At 62.8% G+C, this 18,895-nt stretch carries 23 protein-coding genes and 1 pseudogene; all 24 read right to left on the reverse strand.

Features of this window, described 5'->3' with window-relative positions:
- Window positions 1–75 precede the first annotated feature (75 nt).
- The gene (locus FHS78_RS03095; protein WP_167090229.1) at window positions 76–741 is read right to left on the reverse strand and encodes a head decoration protein; all 666 of its coding nucleotides are present in this window, start codon (window positions 739–741) and stop codon (window positions 76–78) included.
- Between the two features lie 46 nt (window positions 742–787).
- Window positions 788–2,149: a S49 family peptidase gene (locus FHS78_RS03100; RefSeq protein WP_167090231.1), complete on the reverse strand. Its 1,362-nt coding sequence runs from the start codon at window positions 2,147–2,149 to the stop codon at window positions 788–790.
- The gene (locus tag FHS78_RS03105; RefSeq protein WP_167090233.1) at window positions 2,146–3,702 is read right to left on the reverse strand and encodes a phage portal protein; all 1,557 of its coding nucleotides are present in this window, start codon (window positions 3,700–3,702) and stop codon (window positions 2,146–2,148) included. Before FHS78_RS03105 ends, FHS78_RS03100 begins: the two co-directional genes overlap by 4 nt.
- A gap of 3 nt (window positions 3,703–3,705) precedes the next feature.
- Window positions 3,706–3,906 (reverse strand): phage head-tail joining protein, encoded by a 201-nt coding sequence (locus FHS78_RS03110; RefSeq protein WP_167090235.1) that lies wholly within the window; start codon window positions 3,904–3,906, stop codon window positions 3,706–3,708.
- Between the two features lie 35 nt (window positions 3,907–3,941).
- Complete coding sequence (locus tag FHS78_RS03115) at window positions 3,942–4,217, reverse strand: hypothetical protein (protein WP_167090237.1); 276 nt, start codon at window positions 4,215–4,217, stop codon at window positions 3,942–3,944.
- The gene (locus FHS78_RS03120) at window positions 4,214–5,188 is read right to left on the reverse strand and encodes a reverse transcriptase/maturase family protein (RefSeq protein WP_167090239.1); all 975 of its coding nucleotides are present in this window, start codon (window positions 5,186–5,188) and stop codon (window positions 4,214–4,216) included. The genes FHS78_RS03115 and FHS78_RS03120 overlap by 4 nt, the downstream gene beginning before the upstream one ends.
- Before the next feature lie 278 nt (window positions 5,189–5,466).
- Window positions 5,467–5,799, reverse strand: a complete 333-nt coding sequence (gene avd, locus FHS78_RS03125; protein ID WP_246220328.1) for a diversity-generating retroelement protein Avd — start codon at window positions 5,797–5,799, stop codon at window positions 5,467–5,469.
- Between the two features lie 73 nt (window positions 5,800–5,872).
- On the reverse strand, window positions 5,873–6,940 hold the full coding sequence (locus tag FHS78_RS03130; RefSeq protein ID WP_167090243.1) for a phage major tropism determinant: 1,068 nt from the start codon (window positions 6,938–6,940) through the stop codon (window positions 5,873–5,875).
- Between the two features lie 147 nt (window positions 6,941–7,087).
- On the reverse strand, window positions 7,088–7,456 hold the full coding sequence (locus FHS78_RS03135) for a hypothetical protein (protein ID WP_167090245.1): 369 nt from the start codon (window positions 7,454–7,456) through the stop codon (window positions 7,088–7,090).
- Entirely contained in the window at window positions 7,456–9,669 is a 2,214-nt protein-coding gene (locus tag FHS78_RS03140) for a phage terminase large subunit family protein (protein WP_205305173.1), read from the reverse strand. Before FHS78_RS03140 ends, FHS78_RS03135 begins: the two co-directional genes overlap by 1 nt.
- Window positions 9,605–10,258: a hypothetical protein gene (locus FHS78_RS03145; protein ID WP_167090247.1), complete on the reverse strand. Its 654-nt coding sequence runs from the start codon at window positions 10,256–10,258 to the stop codon at window positions 9,605–9,607. The genes FHS78_RS03140 and FHS78_RS03145 overlap by 65 nt, the downstream gene beginning before the upstream one ends.
- Before the next feature lie 212 nt (window positions 10,259–10,470).
- A complete protein-coding gene (locus FHS78_RS03150; RefSeq protein ID WP_167090249.1) occupies window positions 10,471–10,716 on the reverse strand; it encodes a hypothetical protein in 246 nt (81 codons plus the stop codon).
- A gap of 139 nt (window positions 10,717–10,855) precedes the next feature.
- Window positions 10,856–11,428 (reverse strand): DUF6362 family protein, encoded by a 573-nt coding sequence (locus FHS78_RS03155; protein ID WP_167090251.1) that lies wholly within the window; start codon window positions 11,426–11,428, stop codon window positions 10,856–10,858.
- Window positions 11,415–11,636: a hypothetical protein gene (locus tag FHS78_RS03160; protein WP_167090253.1), complete on the reverse strand. Its 222-nt coding sequence runs from the start codon at window positions 11,634–11,636 to the stop codon at window positions 11,415–11,417. The genes FHS78_RS03155 and FHS78_RS03160 overlap by 14 nt, the downstream gene beginning before the upstream one ends.
- Entirely contained in the window at window positions 11,633–12,376 is a 744-nt protein-coding gene (locus FHS78_RS03165; RefSeq protein WP_167090255.1) for a hypothetical protein, read from the reverse strand. Before FHS78_RS03165 ends, FHS78_RS03160 begins: the two co-directional genes overlap by 4 nt.
- Window positions 12,369–13,307 (reverse strand): DUF1376 domain-containing protein, encoded by a 939-nt coding sequence (locus FHS78_RS03170; protein WP_167090257.1) that lies wholly within the window; start codon window positions 13,305–13,307, stop codon window positions 12,369–12,371. The genes FHS78_RS03165 and FHS78_RS03170 overlap by 8 nt, the downstream gene beginning before the upstream one ends.
- Window positions 13,304–13,675 (reverse strand): helix-turn-helix domain-containing protein, encoded by a 372-nt coding sequence (locus tag FHS78_RS03175; protein WP_167090259.1) that lies wholly within the window; start codon window positions 13,673–13,675, stop codon window positions 13,304–13,306. The genes FHS78_RS03170 and FHS78_RS03175 overlap by 4 nt, the downstream gene beginning before the upstream one ends.
- Window positions 13,672–14,673: a DNA-methyltransferase gene (locus tag FHS78_RS03180; protein WP_167090261.1), complete on the reverse strand. Its 1,002-nt coding sequence runs from the start codon at window positions 14,671–14,673 to the stop codon at window positions 13,672–13,674. The genes FHS78_RS03175 and FHS78_RS03180 overlap by 4 nt, the downstream gene beginning before the upstream one ends.
- On the reverse strand, window positions 14,670–16,040 hold the full coding sequence (locus tag FHS78_RS03185) for a DEAD/DEAH box helicase (RefSeq protein WP_167090263.1): 1,371 nt from the start codon (window positions 16,038–16,040) through the stop codon (window positions 14,670–14,672). Before FHS78_RS03185 ends, FHS78_RS03180 begins: the two co-directional genes overlap by 4 nt.
- Window positions 16,037–16,273, reverse strand: coding sequence for a hypothetical protein (locus tag FHS78_RS03190; RefSeq protein WP_167090265.1), 237 nt, complete (start codon window positions 16,271–16,273; stop codon window positions 16,037–16,039). The genes FHS78_RS03185 and FHS78_RS03190 overlap by 4 nt, the downstream gene beginning before the upstream one ends.
- Entirely contained in the window at window positions 16,270–17,823 is a 1,554-nt protein-coding gene (locus tag FHS78_RS19305; protein WP_425500287.1) for a Hint domain-containing protein, read from the reverse strand. The genes FHS78_RS03190 and FHS78_RS19305 overlap by 4 nt, the downstream gene beginning before the upstream one ends.
- Window positions 17,797–17,985, reverse strand: a pseudogene (locus tag FHS78_RS19745) (hypothetical protein); the annotation flags it as partial. The pseudogene FHS78_RS19745 and the gene FHS78_RS19305, both read right to left, overlap by 27 nt.
- Complete coding sequence (locus FHS78_RS03200; protein ID WP_167090269.1) at window positions 17,979–18,572, reverse strand: GcrA family cell cycle regulator; 594 nt, start codon at window positions 18,570–18,572, stop codon at window positions 17,979–17,981. The pseudogene FHS78_RS19745 and the gene FHS78_RS03200, both read right to left, overlap by 7 nt.
- Window positions 18,565–18,894 carry a hypothetical protein gene (locus FHS78_RS03205; protein ID WP_167090271.1) on the reverse strand — a complete coding sequence of 110 codons (330 nt, stop codon included), beginning with the start codon at window positions 18,892–18,894 and terminating at the stop codon, window positions 18,565–18,567. Before FHS78_RS03205 ends, FHS78_RS03200 begins: the two co-directional genes overlap by 8 nt.
- Window position 18,895 lies beyond the last annotated feature (1 nt).

Genomic DNA, 18,895 nt, shown 5'->3' on the forward strand with positions numbered 1-18,895 from the left:
GCACGAAAAATCCGCCGGGCGAGCCGCGGCGGAGGAATGGGAAAGATCGGCGCGAACGCCGGTCCGATTTCAGTGTCAGTTGCGGACGATGATGCCCAGGGCGGCCCCCTCGGCAATCGCCGCGGCCTTCTGGTTGTCCGTGATGCCGTCGATCCAGGTCACGGCAAGGCCGTTCACCTCGCAATCGCGATCGTGAATGGTGCCTTCCACATCGGCGGTCGACGCATCCACGCCGTCATACAGCACGGCGGCGAGGTGCTGGCTGCCGTCGGTCGCACTCGGGTCGAGCTGGGTGTACTTGTTCAGATCCGCATTGTCGGCAATGGCGACGGGAATGGTGAATGTGTCGCCCGCCGCGAAGTCGGTCGTATCGTCGGCAATGGTGAACTTCACCTCGCCGTCATAGGCCACGCCGACCTTCGCCACGCCGTCCATCGTCCCGTCGGGCCGAAGCACATTGAACAACCCGCCATCCGTCGCAGGATCGACGCAGATCGCCTGATAGTCGCCTTCATGCACGGCCGCGCTGTAAGCGGGCGTGGCCAGCGTCAGGGCGCCGGTGCCGGTTCCCTCGAACGTGGCTTCCGATACGGTCACGGTGCCGCCTTCGGTGATCTTGCCGAGCATGGTGCCGGCGGCGTATTTGCCGCCCGTGATCGTGCCGACGGACCGCGAGCGATAGCCGTTCGCCTCCGAAACGAGGTGTTCCCCCGCATGGAAGCCTTCTCTGAATTCAGTCATGGGAGTATCCCCTGTTTCGGTTGAAGGAACGAAGAGCCGACCGAAGTCAGCCCTTCACGCCGTTGAAGGAGGCATAGGCCGCCTTGACATCGATGCCGGGCTTCGCCGGCGCATGCATGCTGGTATGCGCGGTGTCGGTCGTGACCTGACCGTCCGCGCCTGCCTTGGCGGAGAAGAGCAGCGTCCGGGCGCTCTCGAGCGAGACGCCGGACTGGATCAGATCCTTCGCCATGCCTTCCAGACCCACGCCCTGGGCCGCCGTGACGATCTCCTTCACCTCGTCGATCCGCGCCGTCACCTGCTCCATCGTCGGCTTCGCCTTGATGAGGCTGGAGGTGAGTTCAGGATGGCCCGCCGCGTGGCAGGCCTCCGCGATGGCCGCGGCATCCGCCTCGACAGGCGCCGCCGTGGTGGCCGTCGGCGCGGGTGTCGGTGCCGGACTCGCGGTCGTCGGCGCGGCGGCAGTGGGGGCAGGCTGACCGCTGTTCGGCCGGTCCTGCGTCTTGGTTTCGGTAGCGCTCATATCCTCGTCTCCTTCTTCGCCGGGACCGGGATTCGCAGCCGATCCGAGACGCGCGCCATCGGGCGCCGTCTTTCTGGTAATCATCGCCAATGTCTCCTCGAAAGTGGCGACCTCGTCCGCGAGGCCCGCATCCACGGCATCCTTGCCGCGATAGACGGCCGCCTCGGTTGCCATGATCTTCTTCGCATCCATGCCGCGCCCGGCGGCGATGACCTCGCACATGCGCTCGTATTCGGCCTGAATGGAGTCCTGAATGGCTTTCTTCGCCTGCTCCGTCAGCTCTGCGAAGGGAACGCCGTCGATCTTGTGCGCGCCGGCATAGAAATAGGTGACCTTCTCGCCCCATTTCTCCAGCGCCTTGGAGTAGTCCCAATGCACCGCCATCACGCCGATGGAGCCGGCCTTGGCGCTCTTGCCGATCGTCACATGGTCGAAGGAAGAGGTCAGCGAGTAGCCGGCCGAACAGCTCACCTGATTGATGCTGGCCCACATCGGCTTGATACCGCGCATTTCGCGGATCGCCTCCGCTGCGTCCAGACAGCCGGCGGCGAGGCCGCCATAGCTGTCGACCTCGGCCAGCACCGCGCGGATATTTTCGTCCGTCACCGCGTCTTCGAGCATGTCGACATAGGACATGTAATTGGACCGGCTGCCGCCCCAATAGGTACGGAACGGGCGATGATAGAGCGTTCCGATCAGGGGAATGATCGCGACGCCGTTCACCACCGGATAGCAGCGCGACCGATCGACCTCCTCGTCCTCATTGCCCCAATCGAGCTTTTCGGGAAGCGCCGCCATGGACGCCAGGAACGACAGCCCGTAAGGCTTGTCGATAAGCATCGGCTCGCATGCCAGCTGCGCCAGAAGATCGCCTCTGTCGATCATAAATCCTGTCCTTGCTGTTGGGGCTTCGGCGCGGCGGCCTTCTTCTCGATACCGAGATCGCGTTCGCGGGCCTGATCCTGCGCGCGCTGTTCGTCGATAACCTCGACATCGTCGCCCCGCTCCGCGACGGTTGCCTGACGCGAGGTGAGGCCGCCGTCGATTTCCGCGACCTGTGCCTCCACATCCTGCTTCGGATTGAGATATTCCCAGCGGTGGGGCCGCCATTCGGTCCGGTAGAGATCTGCCTGGGTGACGCTCTTCGGCACCTTGATTGCGCCGGAAGCGACGGCATAGGCGATGAACCGGTTCTTGATCGGCTCGTTGAACTGGTGACACACCAGATTCCACTGCCACTGCTGAACCTGCCGCTTCCAGGTGTTGAACTGGGCGCGGAATGTCCGGTCGTTGGAATTCTTCCAGTCGCCGGTCAGCTCCTCATAGAGAACACCCAGAGAAGCCGCCGCGTCCTGATAGTTGCGGGTCAGGAAGGGCTCGAAGTTTCCGGTGCCGTCCTGCGGATTGTTGAACTCGACGCTCTCGTCAAGATCGAGATACTGCATCGTGCCGGGCTCCATCGCGACGGCCGGCATTTCTCCGCCGATACCGTCGAGCACTTCGCCCCACTGCTTCGCGAGCTCTTCCTCGTCCATATTCTCGGTGGACGCGCGCTTCACGAAGCCGACGATATTCGCAACCATCTGTTTGCGGAGAAGTTCCGCATCCTTGTAGTTGCCGAGCTGATGAAGGGTCGTGATCGCCCGTGCGATCCACGGTATTCCGCGCAATTGCCCGATGCGCGTCACGTTGTAGAGATGGACCATCTCGCTCGCGAGAACGCGGCGCGGCGTCATGTCCATATTCGACGCATTAATCAGATAGTCGGCGGGGTGTTGGCGATACACCCAATAGGCGATCCGCCTGCCGAAGCCGTTGCGCTCGATCCCCTGTGCGACCGGATTGCCGCCGAACGGAATATCATAGGTCAGCGGCACCTGCTCCGTCGGCAGAAGCTGCACCTGAAACGGCACGGGAAGGCCGTCGGAAAGCCGCCTCGACCGCAGCCGGGCGAAACACTCGCCGCCTTCTGCCATCTCCGAAACCGCCAGGGCCTGCTGGCCGTAAAAGTCGAGGCCGCCATCCGCATCGGAGACTTTCGTCCACTCCTCGAACAGCCGCGTCAGCGCCTCGCGCGTCGCCTTGTGCTTGCACAGGAAGCGCGGCTTGATACCCGTTCCCACCGTATGGATGGGAATGAGATCGAGCGCGCGACCCGCTGTCGGGTTGTTGCGCTTCAGGTCGCGCGAGCGGCGCACAAGTTCGGGCGCGCTCGTCTGCACGACGCTGTTCGGTCCGCTGCCGGAAGGCCGGAAGCCCGCCATGCGCCGACCGACCGATGCGCCATTGTAGGGGCCGCTCGGAGAAGGCGTCACGCCGAAAGCCTCCATCGTCTCCCGCAGCTCGGAGAGCGAGACATATTGTTGACTGCCGGACCTGATCGGGACGAGCAGAGACGGCCGCCCCTGGGAGGCGCTGGACATCCTGCGTTTCGACATGCGTCAATATCCCGAGCGGGGCGCGCCGCGGAAGGCGCGGACAGGCTTTTTCGTGGCGAGGCTCGCCTTCATTTCGGAAAGCAGCGAGCGCATTTCCTTGAGCGAGTGATATTCGGTCTCGGACCCGTCGGAATAGCGCACACGCTTGACGCCCGCGCCGATGGCCGTTTGCAGCGCGTCGATATCGTCTTGGGTCCAGGCCATCAAATCTCTCTGGCTAGAGGTATTGTTAAAATACCCTAGTTTTCACCGTCCGCTGTCGCTGCCGCATACTCCTGCTCGAACTCTGCCCTCGTTGAGAAACCCAGATGCTGGATCGTGTCGAGCGTCTCCACGCTCGTCCAGACTGGCTCCACCGCCGCGCCGGAATAGCCGGGCTCATTGTAGCCATCCGGATAAACAGCGGTGTCCATCGTGGTTTCGAGGGTACCTGCAATTGCCTGCATCGCATCGAGATACTCCGGCGTGCCTTTCAGGGCGTCGAGATCGGCGCGGGTATTGATGATCTTGGTCATGATTTCTCCAGGGAAAAAGATTGCAGCAGATGGTGGCTGTCAGCGTGTTCCGCGTGGCCGCGCCACGACCCGGCAAAGGCCTGCAGCGCGACGGGATCGCCTCCGGCGCGAAGGCGCCGCAGCTTACGGCGGGCCCCCTTCACGCTTCGGCGCCGCAGCAGCTTGTGAGTGGGCCATATCCGGTAGCCGAGAAAGTTTATCCCGCGGCTGATCGGAGCGGTGGACCAGTGGCTAAACCTCAAATGCAGCTCGTCGGCGGCGAACGTCTCCAGCGCGTCCTTCACCGCCCGCAATTCTCGGATATCGTCTCCCAGGACCACGATGTCATCCATGTAGCGATACCACAGGCGGCGGCCGAGAACCTCGTGCAGGAAGCGGTCGGCGGCGCTGCCATAGACATTCGCAAAGAGCTGGCTTGTGAGCGCCCCTATAGGCAGCCCGCAGCCTTCTCGCGGAGTAAACCGCTCAATCAGATCGAGGGTGCCTGCGCAGCTGATTTTGCGGCGGATCATCCGGTGCAGGGTGGGCCTGTCGATGCTGGCGAAATATCGGGAAAAATCGGTCTTGAGAAAGTGCGTGGCGCCGCTCCGGCGAAGATCGGCCTGCAACATCTTTACACCCGCATGAGATCCCATGCCGGCGCGACAGGCGAAGGAGCGAGGCAGGAACGTCGCCTCGAATATCGGCCCGATGACGTTAACAAGTGCGTGGTGCGCCACCCTGTCCCGGAACGATAGCGCCTCGATATTGCGCGGCTTCGGCTCAAACACCATGAAGTGCCTCACAGGGTCAGGCTGGAACCGTCCTGACAAAATGTCCTCGCGCAGCCTCGCGAGGTTTGCTTCTGCATGCTCCTTGAATTCATGGTAGCCATAGGTGCCGCGCCGCCCGAGGGATGTCCTTGCATAGGCGCGGCGAATATTGCGGTCCTCCAGGATGAGGCTGATCAGATTACGGTATTTCTTCGCCATGGTAATTGCCAGCCTCGGGTTTCGATGGGCTACTCCCCGTTCTGCCGGACCTCGCAATGTATTCGCCGAAGCAGGTTGAGTGGGCTGACCACCATTGGTGATCGGCCTGCGCGGCCGTGACCGACGCAGAGCAGAAATTCGATCGTCACAGCGGCCGCGCGACCCGACATTGTTGTTCGAGTTCCAGGGCTGGTTGTTCCAGTTCGACGCGCGCGAACCGCAGTTCGAGCCGTTGTTCCAGTTGCCCCCGAATAGTGACGCGGCACACTTCACCCCGCTCAACCCCTACTCTTCACAGTCTTTATCCACGCCCCGAGCATTCGGCCGATCTCGGCCAAATGGATCGATGCCACACGATGTTGGTGTGGCGTGATGAGACGGCGCGAGGGAGCGGCCATGAAGCGCAGCCAGAACCGCAGATACGCCAGATTGGCGTCTGCGGAATAAAGACGGGAAGCCTGCTTCGACTTTCCCGCAGCAATGAGAAGCTCGACCTGCCCGAACAGCGAAGTCAGTGCAGCATCGCGGGCGACACCGTGCTTTCGTGGAACATTTTGCAGGATCGGGTAGAGGTAATCGATTAAACGCTCCAGCTTTTCCACGATTGCCATCGCCTCGCTTGAGACAATGACGTCACGCTCTATGTTCGTTCGCGCCGCTGCCCCGGCGCTTTCGCGCCGTGGACTAGACATTAAACAGGTGGTCACAGCGGCCGCGCGACCCGACAACGCTGTTCGAGTTCCAGGGCTGGTTGTTCCAGGTCGACGCGCGCGAACCGCAGTCCGAGCCGTTGGCCCAGTAGCCCCCGAATCGTGACGCGGCAATTCCGGCCGTTGTCTGTGTGTAAAGCTTGCCTCGGCCCTCAGTGCTGTCCTTCCAGCTATACGCATTTATGTCATCTGCAAGAGCGGCGGCGTCGACCGGAGTCGCGCCGACTGTCAGCCTGCTGATGAGATCACGACCCCACACATACATGCAGCCAGTCGCCTGAACAATCCCCCACTTTGAAGTGAACTTCTCGTCGGCATTCGACGAACCTGCGTTGCTGTTCCCAAGGCCTGTGGACACCGGATCATTGCCCCGTCCGACTGACTCTGTGGTTCCGTGGGCGGCAGCCATGAACTCACCATAGTCGAGCAAATCCTTTCCGACCGAGTTCAGCAGCTCCCGCGCTTCGAACCATGTGAGCGATCCGTAGGCGGTCGAACCATTGCCACCGAACATGGCCGGCACTTTCGGTGGCGAGGAACCATCGGCAATCGTCACGCCGTTTCTGGATGAGCCGTTCACGTCCACATCTGTGCCTGTGAGGTAGATGTCGCACCAGAAACGATCCGCGACGAATGCCATGCCTCGCGGATCAGGACAGGCCGGACGCCATTTCAAATCCCACAAGCTGTATGGGTTGATCTGGGGGGTCGTATCGCCACCAGCCTGGGCCGGCGCATTTCCGCCGGGTGCGTAGTGAAAGCCTCCGATCCGTGTTGATGTAATGTTTGTGTAGCCGGCCGGTGCGCTGAAATTGGCCGAAGCCTGCAACGTGCCGTCGGAGCAAGCGTAAATCGCATAGTCGGTTCCTGCTGTGAGCGCCGGAAGAACCACCGCCACGCCGGACACGAACTTCCGAAGCATGCCATCAACAGTCGCGCGGATATCTTGATTGAGCGATACCGCCTGCGCTGTGGCAGAAAAGCAGACTTTTAACGGATCGGTTTTTTGCAGGGCACTCAGCAGGCCGAGGGCGATATCCATATCAAATCTCCATGTAGACGGGCTTTCCGTCGAGCGTTAGCCATGTGCCATCAATCGACACGCGCTCGACGAGGATGCCGTTGATGCGGCGGCGGAGAGAAAGGATATTTCTCAGATTTCCACTACTTCTGAGCCCAAGCGACCGCATCAGCCCTCCCACCTCGCCGCGACGGTAACCTGCGTATCGCTCTCGTCGGTCCGCCTGATCTCGATCCGGTCGCAGTTGTCGATGCCGAAGATCGTGAAATTCGTCTGGTCGAACACGGGCACCGCGACGCCGTCGCCGTCCTGACGGAACTCGATGGTCGTGCCGGTATTGTTGACGAGCGTCAGTTGCTTGCACGCCCGATCGGCAAAGGCCGTCCAGTCGGTGCCGGTCGCATTGGTCTGCGCGGCGATGTTGCCGCCCGTCGCCATCTGCGGGATGGTGGCAAGATTGCCCTGATCGTCGACATTGGCCGCATTCTCACCGATGCCCGGCGAGACGATCTGCACTGCGGAACCTGGATTTCCCATTACCTGCCAATCCTCGAAAGATAGCTGGAGCGCCCGACCTTACGCTTCTTCGTCTTCGGCTTCTGGTCCGGTTTTTCCTGCGCGGGCGGCTGCGGCTTGTTCGCCTCGATGCGCTGCGCTTCGGACGTGCCTACCTTGACGACGGGCGTTTCCTCAGCTGCGCCGACCTTCTCGGCTTCGCGGTCGATGTCGATCTTGTGTTGCACGATCAACCCCCAGAGTGCGGCATAGGCATAGACCCGGCAGTCCAGCGCTTCATGCGACTGGTCCCGCTTCCCTTCCCAGATGCGATAGGTCCGGCCCGCGCGCTTCTTCGTAACCAGCCTCTCGCCGGTCAATTGTGCGAAATACCCGGCATCGCGATCCGCCGGGAAATGCATGTATCCCCTGCCCGGCACCTCGATCTGCAGGCAGGACGATATGCGGTCCTTCGCGGCGTTCGTGCCGATGATGAAGGGCTTGTAGTCCCTCTTGCGCGAGCTTTTCCGCGTGGCGCGTCCGGACGGCCAGACCGGCGACCGGTTGCCGGACGTCTCGCTGTCGCCCTTGATCGCCCAGACCTTGCGCAACCGCCGCGCGCGGCAGAAGGCATAGACCGATTGCGTTCTGTGGCCGCCCGAGTCGACGCAGGTCGCGGCGACGGTAAACGGCCGCCCGTCCGCCCTCACGAAGGAGGACATCAGAATGGCGTCCAGACGCTCCCAGACATCGTCCTGATCCGGGTCGCCCTCGAGGACGCCATAGGCCAGCGACCAGGACTCCTCGCCCCGGCCCCAACCGACGATCTCGAACTCCAGCCGGTCGTCCTGCGTATCCACGCCGCAGGTGATGATGGCGACGCCGTCCGGCACCTGAGCGGCCCAGACCTCGCGCCGCTCCAGCAGCTTTTCCTGCTTGACCTCGCGACCGATGCGCGGCCGGTAAGGCAATCCAAGCTGGGTGTTCCACCACGCCTGAAGCGCCTCGTCATTCCCCTGGGCGTCGATCCATTTCTTGGCAATGTTCCTCGGCTGATCTCGCGTCCACGGACTGAACAGCTTCGAGGAATGGAAGCTGGCATGTTCGTTATCGACGCCCCAGCTCCCGCAATCCGGGCACTTGGCGCGACCGACCGCCCATCTGGGGCCCTCCCACCAGTCCCATATCTTGCCGACAGGATCTTCCGCACCCTCGCGCCATGCCTTTTCATAGGCATCGAGCGGAGAGTGAGTGCGTCCGCAGCAGGTGAAGGGCCTCGTCTGGTAGTAGCGCATCGTGCGCAGCGCCATGAGGCGCGCGCCTTCGGACCATCCTTCGCCGCAGGCCTCGCAATAGATGCGCGCCGTATGCGTCAGATGTTCGACGGTCTCGCCGCGGTCGTTCTTGACCTTGTCCCAGTCCACATGGCGAAAGAAATCGAGAAACTGCCTGTGCCCGCAATGTGGGCAGCTAACGGCAGCCTTTCGCTGATCGCCGTCGGCGTGGCTTTCCTCGATCCGGCTTTCGTCTTCGACCGTCGGCGAACAAACGCGGATCGACAGCCAGTTGACGAAGGACGCCATGCGCTCGTCGCCAAGCGATATCGGATCGCCTTCGCGCGTGACCGGGTATTTGTCGATCTCGTCATAGAGAACGAGGCGCACCGGGCGACGAGCAAGGTTGTCCGGGCTACCGGCGCCGACCAGGGCGAGAAAGCCGCCCGGGAACTGATGAAAGGTCAACGTATTTTCCGGCTCGATGCCGGATGCTTCCTCACGGGCCCTTTCCGCCCTCGTTTTCCTGCGCTGTTTTCTGTTCGGCGTGATGAGTTGCCGAAGGACGGGAGTGGCCTTGATGAGCGGGATGATCCGCTCCTTCGAGAACTGTTCCGCCGCGTCATCTTTCGGCTGCACGAAAAGCATCGGCGCCGGGTCGAGATGAGCGTGAAACCCGAAGACGTTGTTGATGAATTCCGTCTTCAAGAGCTGTGTGCATGCCATCAGGGTGATGATGTGCACACCCGGTTCGGTGACCGCCAGCATCGGGCCGCGCGCGGCCTCTACTGTGGAAGTATCCCAGTCGCCGCCCCGGCTTCCGCTTTCCTTCGCCAGCTTGCGGTATTTGTCGGCCCAGTCCGGCAGGCTGATCCGGGGCGGCGGCATCCAGCCGCGCTGCCAGGCCAGTCTCAGCCTATCCAGCTTCTCCTGCTGCGTCGGTATTCTGACCGCCGAGCTTTTCGAGGATGGACTGGACATATTTTGTCAGGAGCTCAACGACCTTGTCGGCCTCGACATCGAGTTCGGCCGCAATGATCGGTCCGACCCTTGTCGGCCAATCCATCAATGCATCGCGCGCGGCGCGCGACACCTCGAAAAACAGTTTCTCGGACGCCTCGAGTTCGACCAGTGACCCGGCGCGTTCCCGCATATCGAGAACGTGCTTCAGCGCGATCTGGTTTTCCTTGATCCGCTCGGCATGTGCGTAGGGCAGATGCCGCCCGGAAAGAATGTCGTCGATGAGCTGGTCGGTATCCTGAATGAGGATATCGAGAGGCTTCTCTTTTCCGTCTGGATCAACCGCGGTGACGGGCGCTTGTCCACCCTTCGGCGAGCCATTGCGCGGCGCCCTGGCGTTCTTCTCGCTGTTACCCTTTCCGCCCGAGGTAACAGTACCGGTGCCCTTGCCAAAACGCCCCAGTCCACGGCCTTTCAGAACCGCGTCCGTCGCCTCGACATCGACCTTACCCTCTGAAATGACGAGATAATCCGCGTCCTTCCATTTCGTTACCGTCTTTCGGGAAACGCCATGAAGCTTCGCGTATTCGGCCTGCGTGACGAGGGTCACATTGTTACCTCAGACCGCCTGTTACCCTGTTTTGGAACCCCACGGCTGGTGTTTCAACGCGGCAAGCGCGCCCCCCCGCGGGCGGCACCCCCCTCAGGGGCCCCCGGCATGGGGTGTAGGGGACACGCGAGCGCGTCAGGTGAGAAAACAGGGTGTCGGATGACACTGGACATCCCTTTCAGCGGCGGCCGCCAGCGGGCAAATATGGGCGTTTAATCGGCATCCGTCGGCATGGATGCGCGGCGGAAGCGGCCAACGAAGTCCTGAACGGTCTTCGTCTCGTAAATCCGGATAATCATCCACACGACGGTGAGCCCGGACGCGACCGAGGGCAGCACGGTCGCCCAAACTCCCGCCGTGACGCCTACCGCCGCGCCATCGACGACGTGCTTGACGATCTGGTGCTGCTCCATCTGGCCCCCGCTCGCTCGCAGTCGATGAAATGCTTCGCGCATCATCCAGTCACTCCGTGACCTGAACGAAAAACCCGGCTCGACGGTGTCTCCGTCGGCCGGGCGCAAAATCTCTAACCTAGGAAAAATCTACCTCAAAACTGTGCCAAGTGTGCCATCCTATTTTTCGATTTCCACAGCTTTTTTACTGTCCGGCCGGAAGCCGCTGTGCAATCACCTGCAGCTGGAACTCCCAACGGCGCCATACGGTGCGCACGGAGCAATGGCATTCGCGCGCGACGATCCGCGCTTTCACTTTCTCCGTCGCCAGCAACCAGAGGATCTTCCAGTCCCGCGCCTGATCGTTGCCGGCGAGAAGGCGGCGCCATCCGACGACGATATCGGCGCGGCCTATGGCGGCGCGATCCGGCGGCGATTTCCGCAGGCGCACCGCTTCCACCGCATCCTGTCCGGACTGAACCCGCGCCAGCTCCACCTCATATTGTTCCTGCGCCTGCTTCCTGTCTGCCGCGTCATGGACGACATCCGGCCAGGCAATGCGATTGCCCGAGAGTATCCATCCCATCTCGCGATCCGGCAGGCGGTCATATGTGTCCGCCGCCTCGCGGAAAAGCCGCCAGACGATTTCCACCGTCTTCGGCTCTTCATTGCCGTCGGCCTCGCACAGCTTGCGCCCGGCCTCCATCACCTGCCGCATCTGCTCCTCGGCCGCCACCCGCTGCACGGCCTCCGACTTCGCCGCCTTACTTCGCGCCATCTTTCCCTCGCTTCTTTCCGTATGCCTTGTCCTGCTCCCGCTCGATCTCCTCGCGGGCGGCGGCGGAAAGGCTTTTCAACTGGTGAGGCAAAAGCAGCGCGCCACCCGCCTCCCGGAGAAGCCGCGCATAGCGCAGCACAAGATTGGGGTCGCCGCCCGTGGGGCCGACAAAGCCGCCCAGGATGGACCTCACACCGCCGCGGCTCATGTCTCCCCGCCCTCCGCCTCCGGGGCCTTCCAGCCGCGTGTGCGCAGCCAGGGCCAGACGAAGCGCGCATCCGCGATGGCGCGCTTCTTCAGGAAGTCGATGTTCTGCTTGTTGGCGAGCCCGTCTTCGCCGACGCCGCATTCCGCCATGCGCGAGCGCAATATGGCCGTCGCGATCGAATTCACCTCGGGCTCGCCGTCCAGCCGCACCGTGGCAATCGGCGCGTCGGGGTCCGACGCCATTTCCTCGACCGATCCCGCCAGCGCACCGCGCAGCTCGTCCGCCAGTTTCTTCCGGCGAGCGCGTTGTTCCTCCGTCAGCGCCCCGTCCTCGGTTTCGACGACCCGATAGTCCCGAAGTGCCCGCAGGCGGCCGACCGCCTCCAGTCGCGCCTGAAGTTTCGGCAGCGCGAAACCCCGAATTTCCGAGGGCTGGGGGAAGAACCTGATCGTCTTCACACAGTCCATGCAGGCCTCCCAGAGGAGATCGGCCGGAATGTCGCGCAGCGCATCGTGGTAGACGTTGAACCGGGTGCGCTCTTCGGCCTCCTCCCCGTCGCGCGGCGGATAGACGGCGGCAAGCTTGAGAAAACACAGCTTCCGCTCTTCCGTCGTCGATGGCTTGATGCCGCGTTCCTGCACGGTCAGCGCCGCCGAAACGCCCATGATGTCCTCGGACCGAAGCCCGCGCGGCAGCGTCACCGTCCGGTGGACGTTGTCGAACTGGCTCGTCCTAATCACCCGACGAAGCGATTCCGACATAGGTTGCGCGGCGGCGGCCAGTCCCGCCGGTCTGTCGATTTGAAGATCGGTCATCGGTGCGTCCTTCGGGCATGGGTTTCAGCCGCTTCGCCTTGGCGTCGGCGATGATGCTGTCGAAATAAAACCAGCTTCGGATGGTGTGGGGCCGCCCCCTGGCGGCATGGGCGCGCACCGCCGGAAGCACGTCCAGCTCCCAGTCGGCGCCGCTTTCCAGCCATGTCAGCGGCCGCGCCATGGAGAGCAGGTCGGGCCCGGCGGGCACGTTGAGCGCGTTTCCCGCCGCCTCGAAAAGCTGCTCCTCCATTTCCGGCGTGATTCGCGTTCCGTCGCGCGCGCGCGCGTCAGCAGCAGCAGTAATATTCTGGTGTATGGGGACTGGAGTCTGGTGAGCTTTTGTCTGGGTTTCTGTTTTCGAAGGGCTGGGTTTCCGCTGGGTTTCGTTTTCGGAACCTCTGGGTTCCTGCTGGGTTTCGTTTTCAAAACCCTTGGGTTCTTGCTGGGTTTCGTTTTCAAAACCCCTGGGTTTTTTCTGGGTTTCGTTATTAAAACCAGTGGGTTCTTCCCGGGTTTCTTTTTCCTTCGCGTCCTGACGCTTCTTCGGGCGCCCGCCGCGCGCGCCATTCACCTTGGCAGCCTCTATCCGGGCTTTCGTTTTCGATATCTCTTCCTCGGCCCGATTGTTTATCCACACCCCGTCGACCAGCGTAAAAAACTCATCCAGCACCGCGTCGACAGCGGCCTTTTCTTCCTCCGTCCGCGCTCGGGCCAGTCGGTGGGCGGATGCCTCCGGAATGCCCTCCTCGGTCCCGTAATAGCGATCCAGCAGGATGCTGTAGGCACCATGCTCAAGCATCGACAGGTGAGCCGTGTCCTTCGCGTAGTCGCCAAGATGTCTTTCGTAAAAGTTCACCTGATCCCCCACATCATTCTCACGCGCAACCGGGCGCGAAGGGTCGCCATGTCGCCCAGCGCCGTCTTGTCGCTTTCCATGGCCGCTTCCACGCGGCGGATCGCATGCATCACCGTCGTGTGATCCCGCCGCTGAAACGCCGCGGCGAGCTGCGGCAGGCTCTTGCCGCAGCTCTCATGGGCGAGATACATGGCGACATGGCGCACGAAGCAGAGCCGCCGGCGGCGGCTGTCGCCCAGGATGGCCTCCACCGGCTCGTCATAGTGCCGCGACACTTCGCGGATGACCTCCCAGACCATCGGCTTCCGTCCGCCCCGGCGCGCCGCCTCCGGCGCAGGCGTCGATTTCCGTTGTACCGCCGCGCTCATGACCGCTCCTCGATGACGTCGAAAATCGTCGGCGCGGCGGCTTCCTGTTCCTCATGGGCCAGATACCGGCAGGCCTGCCGCCAATAGCTTTCCTTGAGTTCGATCCCGATGAAGCGCCGTCTCTGCCGCAGCGCCACCACGCCCTCGCTCCCGATCCCCATGAAGGGCGACAGCACGACGTCTCCGGGGTTGGACCAGAGCATGGTCGCCCGCGTGGTGATATCGAGCGGCATGGGGCAGATGTGTTTTTCGTCGTCCGGCTCGCGATGGGCGTTCAGCACGTCCGTCTCGCGCGTGTCCATCCATACCGGGCTCGCATAGTCCTGCCATTGCCCGAGCGGAAATCCGGCCATCCGGCGGGCGTCCTCCGGCGACAGTTCCACGCCCGCGCCCAGCGCCCGCTCGCTTGCGCGGGCGCTCTCCGCCGCCAGCTCTTCCGCGTTTTCCGGATTGGCATGCGTGACGGGCGCAATCCCCTCGCCTTCCCCCGCCCATTTGCGGAAGACGACGAGATATTCGGGAAGCCCCTGCCGGGAGAAGGACGAGTCGGCCCGAAGCTGCTTGTAGAGCAGGCCATGCGCCTTGGTTTTCGTCATCTCCCGAACGGGGCAGCGCCAGATCGTCACGCGGGAGTGGAAGTTGAACCCCGCCTCCTGATGAACGCGGATCAGCTCTCCCGGAAAGTCCCTGAGCCCCGCCGTGCCGCGCTGCGACTTGTAGAACACCAGATCCTTGCAGTGCACCGCGACGAGGCGGCCGGGCCGCGTGACGCGGTAGAGTTCGCGCGCGAGGAAGCGGTAATGCTCGAAAAACTCGTCATCGTCGGCGCTGTTTCCCATATCGGCGATGCTGTCATTGTAGATGTAGAGGCCGGAGAAAGGCGGCGAGTAGACGGAAAAATCCACGGACCCGTCCGGCATCTGGGCGACGATATCCACGCAGTCGCCCTGATAGGCGGCCCAGCTCTTCGCGACTTCGGCATTCAGACAATCGATCATGCGGCCCTCATCCATTCCGGGAGCGGCGCCCTGTGGCGCGGCTCATATGCAACCTTGAGACTGGCGGCGCGGCCCAGCGCGCGCTTCATGGCGGCGACCATGGCTTCCTGCATGTGCCGGTGATCGCCCGCCTTGCGATCGATAACCCGCCCGATGGAGCGTTCGCCGTCGGCGACGACGAGGTCGGCCCGCACAGGCCGTGTCTGCCCGAAGCGCCAGAAGCGCCGCACGGTCTGATACCAGGCCTCATAGGAGAAGCTGCGGCCGACATAGACGGGGTGATTGCAGTGCTGCCAGTTGAGCCCGAAACCGGCGATGCTGGGCTTGGTGAGCAGCTTCGTCACCGTGCCGTCGGCAAAGGCCTCCAGATTGCGCTCCTTCACCGCGGCGGGCTGGCTGCCCCGCACCTCCACGATTTCCGGGCAGAGCGCCTTCACCGCGTCGGCTTCATAGTCCGTATCGACCCAGATGACGCAGGGCTCGGCATCCGACATGGCGAGTTCGACGCCCAGCGCGGCGCGTAGAGCCGCCGTGCGGCGTTTGGTGGCGTGGATCTCGGTGGCCGACAGCTTTTCGAGCCCCAGAAGCCCCGCCGCCGATGCGTCGGGATCGTCCACGAAATGCGGCACGACCTCCAGCGGCGGCAGGACGAAGCCCTCATCCGAGCCGCCCAGATCGGACGGCATCATCGCCATGCGGCTCCAGGACGCCATCCAGTCCCAGAAATGCTTTTCGCCATGCGTCTTGAGGCGATACCGCCCCATCGCCGTCTGGTCGGCCGTGAACCAGCGCATCAGCATTTCGCTGGACTGCATCACACTCAGGAACTCGGCATGCTGGCCCAGCTCCATATGGTCGTTCGGCGCGGGCGTCGCGGTGGCGGAGAGCTTGAAGCGCGTCTGGGCGAATAGGTCGATCAGCGTCCGCGTCGTCTTGCCCGTGAAATTCTTGATGATGCCGCTCTCGTCGAGCGCGGTGCCGCCATAGGCCCCCGCATCGATCAGGTGCAAGCGGTCGTAATTGACGATGTTGATGCCCTCGCGCGCATCGTCCTCGCTCCGGATGACCCGTGCGTCATAGCCGAACCGCTTGCCCTCCCGCGCGATCTGCGGGGCCACCGCCAGCGGAGCGCAGATGAGCGATCGCCCGTTCGTCGCCTCGCCCGCATGCCGGCAGAATTCGAGCTCCACACCCGTCTTGCCGAGGCCGGTATCGAGGAACGCCCCCGCCCGCCCGGCCCGCAACGCGAAATCCACCGTGACGGCCTGCTGCGTCATGAGGTGTGACGACAGCGGCGGCGGTTCGATGCCCGTCATGGGCGCCACAGGGGCCTTGGAGGCGAGGAATTCGGCATATTCCGGGGTCATGTGCGCCTCCGGATCGCGAAGCGGCCGCAGAGCGCTTCTATCTGGGGCGTTTTTCCGTCGGGCAGCAGAGCGAGCTTGCCGTTTTCATCGGTTTTGTACTTCCGGAGCCAACCGGCGATTGTGTCCACCTCGACCACATAGTCGATGACGTTTCCGGTCTGGATATCCACAACCTCGATGTTGGTCCAATCCTCCGGCGGTCCACCCGCTTTGGCGTAGGTGATATCGGTCATGCCACGGCCTCCCGCAGGGCATATCCACCCCACTGAGATGCAATCGCCGCGGCCATGCCGGGATATGTCTTGCTCCGCTCCTTCCAGCGATCCGGGCTCGGCGAGGCGCGGTGCACACCCGACCACTGCGCATGTTCCTTCGTGCCAGACGCAGGCGGCTCCAGTTTGTTCGTCGGGACAAGACGCGGGAGTCCTTCCAGATAGAAGTTCGTCGCCTTGAAGGCCGGTTCCCCGAACCACCATGGCTGAACCGTCTGTCGCGCATCATCAGAGTAGTTGTCGATCAGCGCCTTTGCGTGCCGGTGCATGACCGGGTTTTCTACCCCCTTGCGGGGGATGTCAGCGTTCCAGCACTTCGAGAAAAGGTCCGCGCCATCCCGAAGCTCGCTCCACATGAACGCCAGCCGCTCGTCCCGATCCATGGCTGCGTAAGCGGCGATCTTGTCGGCCCCGTAGTGCCCGGCCGTCAGACGCTTGGGTGGCTCGTGCAGCCATCGCACCCCTGAATTGCAAAGCCTCGTACAGTTGTGGACGATCACGCCGTTCGCGGTGTAGGTCTCATCCTCTTCGACCGAGAGGTTAAAAACGACGGCCTGCTGAAGCTTATGGATGACGGATCGGACGTGCCCCCACGCGTAATCTCCATCTACGTAATTTCTTAGACGCTCATTCGCGTTTCCTATGCTGATGCTGATTGAAGGCCTTTGGCGTACCGTGCGCCCTTGGATTTCGACGGTAGGATTCCTTTCGAAGATGCCCAACCTTGGGCATTTGTCGTAGACACGCTGCATGAGAATAGCGATGCCAAGCGCCAACCGCGGCGAAACGGTCGCTGCGGATGTATCCCGTTCGCGGATATAGCCATCCCCGCTCAGGTAACCCTGAAGAAACGCTATGGCCTGCTGTTTGGGCAGCTCCATGACCCATACAGGAAGAGTCTTTTTGTGTGCGTATAGCCCGAATTGCGCAAAATCCTTGATTGCGTCATGGCCGTAGAAAGTCGCTCGGTAGGCTGTGCCGTTCCACCTAATGCTACATTTGCGAGGGCAGACCCGCTTGAATTCCTCAAACTCATGTGCTCCCACCGCAAGGTTCATCTCCTCCCACTTGCCGTCAGTCCAGCGGCTGCGACGCATGTGGCCGTCAGCCACGTATCGCCCCATCAGCCATAGGTCGTCGTCGCTGATGTTAACGGCCGTAGTGGGTGGCAGGACCGATCCGACGAAGTGGCGCGTCGAAAGGGCTCCAGCTTGAATGAACTCTGCCGGCCCGTCTCGCTCCTTCAGGGAGCGGAAACCATGCGCGCATGGCGCTCGGAAGCGGGCATAGAACGGATGTTCTGGCGTGGTCGTAATGGGGAGCGCATTAGTCGCCTTGAGGGCCAGAAGATCATTGGTGCTTTTGTTCATCGTCTCTGTGACACGGCGCCACCGGCCGCGATGCGTAAGAACAAGGTCTCCAACAACAACATCCTCAATCGGAATATGCCCCCGTTTCGTCAACACGAGGGTACCGGCGACAAAACACGGAGGATGAAAGACAGCGAGCAGATCCCAGCCATCGTCGAGATAGTCGCGCACATCGCCGATGATGTGCCGATTGCTCATATCCTCCGAGGGCAGCAGGTCTACCGACCAAACGTCGTGACCCAGCGCCGCGAACGCACGACGCACAATGCCAGATTGCTCACATCCGACGAGTATCTTCACCACACGAACTCCTGAGGTCCTTTCGATACGGGCCGCCTGGCCGCTTCGGCTTCCTTCCGCCGTGCCGCCCGGCGCATGCGCGTCCCGTTCGCTTCCAGCGTCCTGACCCTGTGGAAGCTGCAATAGGGCCCGTCCCCTACGCGGTCGTTCGGACAGAAATGGAAATCGGGATGCGACGGCTCCCCCATGGGGAAACGGCATTGCGCTGGCCCGCCGCCGCGCGGATCGCCCCGCAGCGCCATGACGGCCTCGGGCGCGCCTGTCGGCACCCCCTCCGGAGGAATGACAGGCTCTTCCGCCGCCTTGCGGCGCCCGGGCATTTTCGGACCCTTCGCCTCCTTCCGGGGCGCAGCCCGTCCGCGCGGCGCGGCGGGTGGCTTGCACCGGGCAGCGCGGGGATGCGCGGATTTCGACATCCACTTGCCTTCGCCGCGCCGCGACAGGCCCAAACGGTGCACCTTGCCGATGACCGCATTGCGCGTGATCCCGTCGCCCAGCGCCTTGGCGATCTGGGAGCAGCTATAGCCGTCGGCCCACATCTTGCGCAGCGCATCGATGTGCGCTTCCGTCCAGACCTTCGCTCTAGACATCTGGACCTCCGTTCGGCTTACCGCCCGGAAAAGGCGTCACATTGTTGGGGAAGTTCGGCGCGGCGGGAGGGTCGGCCTTGAGCAGACCGGCCTCGTCCATCTGCTTCGCCAGCTCCATCATGTTCAGGCGGTTCTGGGCATAGACCACCAAAGCCGATCTCATCGGCTGGGGAAGGTTGCTGGAGAGCGCGTGGATCGCCCCGCAGAGGAGATCGATGCGTTGCTCCGTGGTCAGCCTTCCGCCTTCCGCGTCGCGCACGGCCAGCGCCGCGCCCAGCGCAAAGTAGAATTCGCTATCCGCTTCCCGGGGAGACTTGGTCATG

The sequence above is a fragment of the Parvibaculum indicum genome (genome assembly GCF_011762095.1).
Taxonomy (GTDB): domain Bacteria; phylum Pseudomonadota; class Alphaproteobacteria; order Parvibaculales; family Parvibaculaceae; genus Parvibaculum; species Parvibaculum indicum.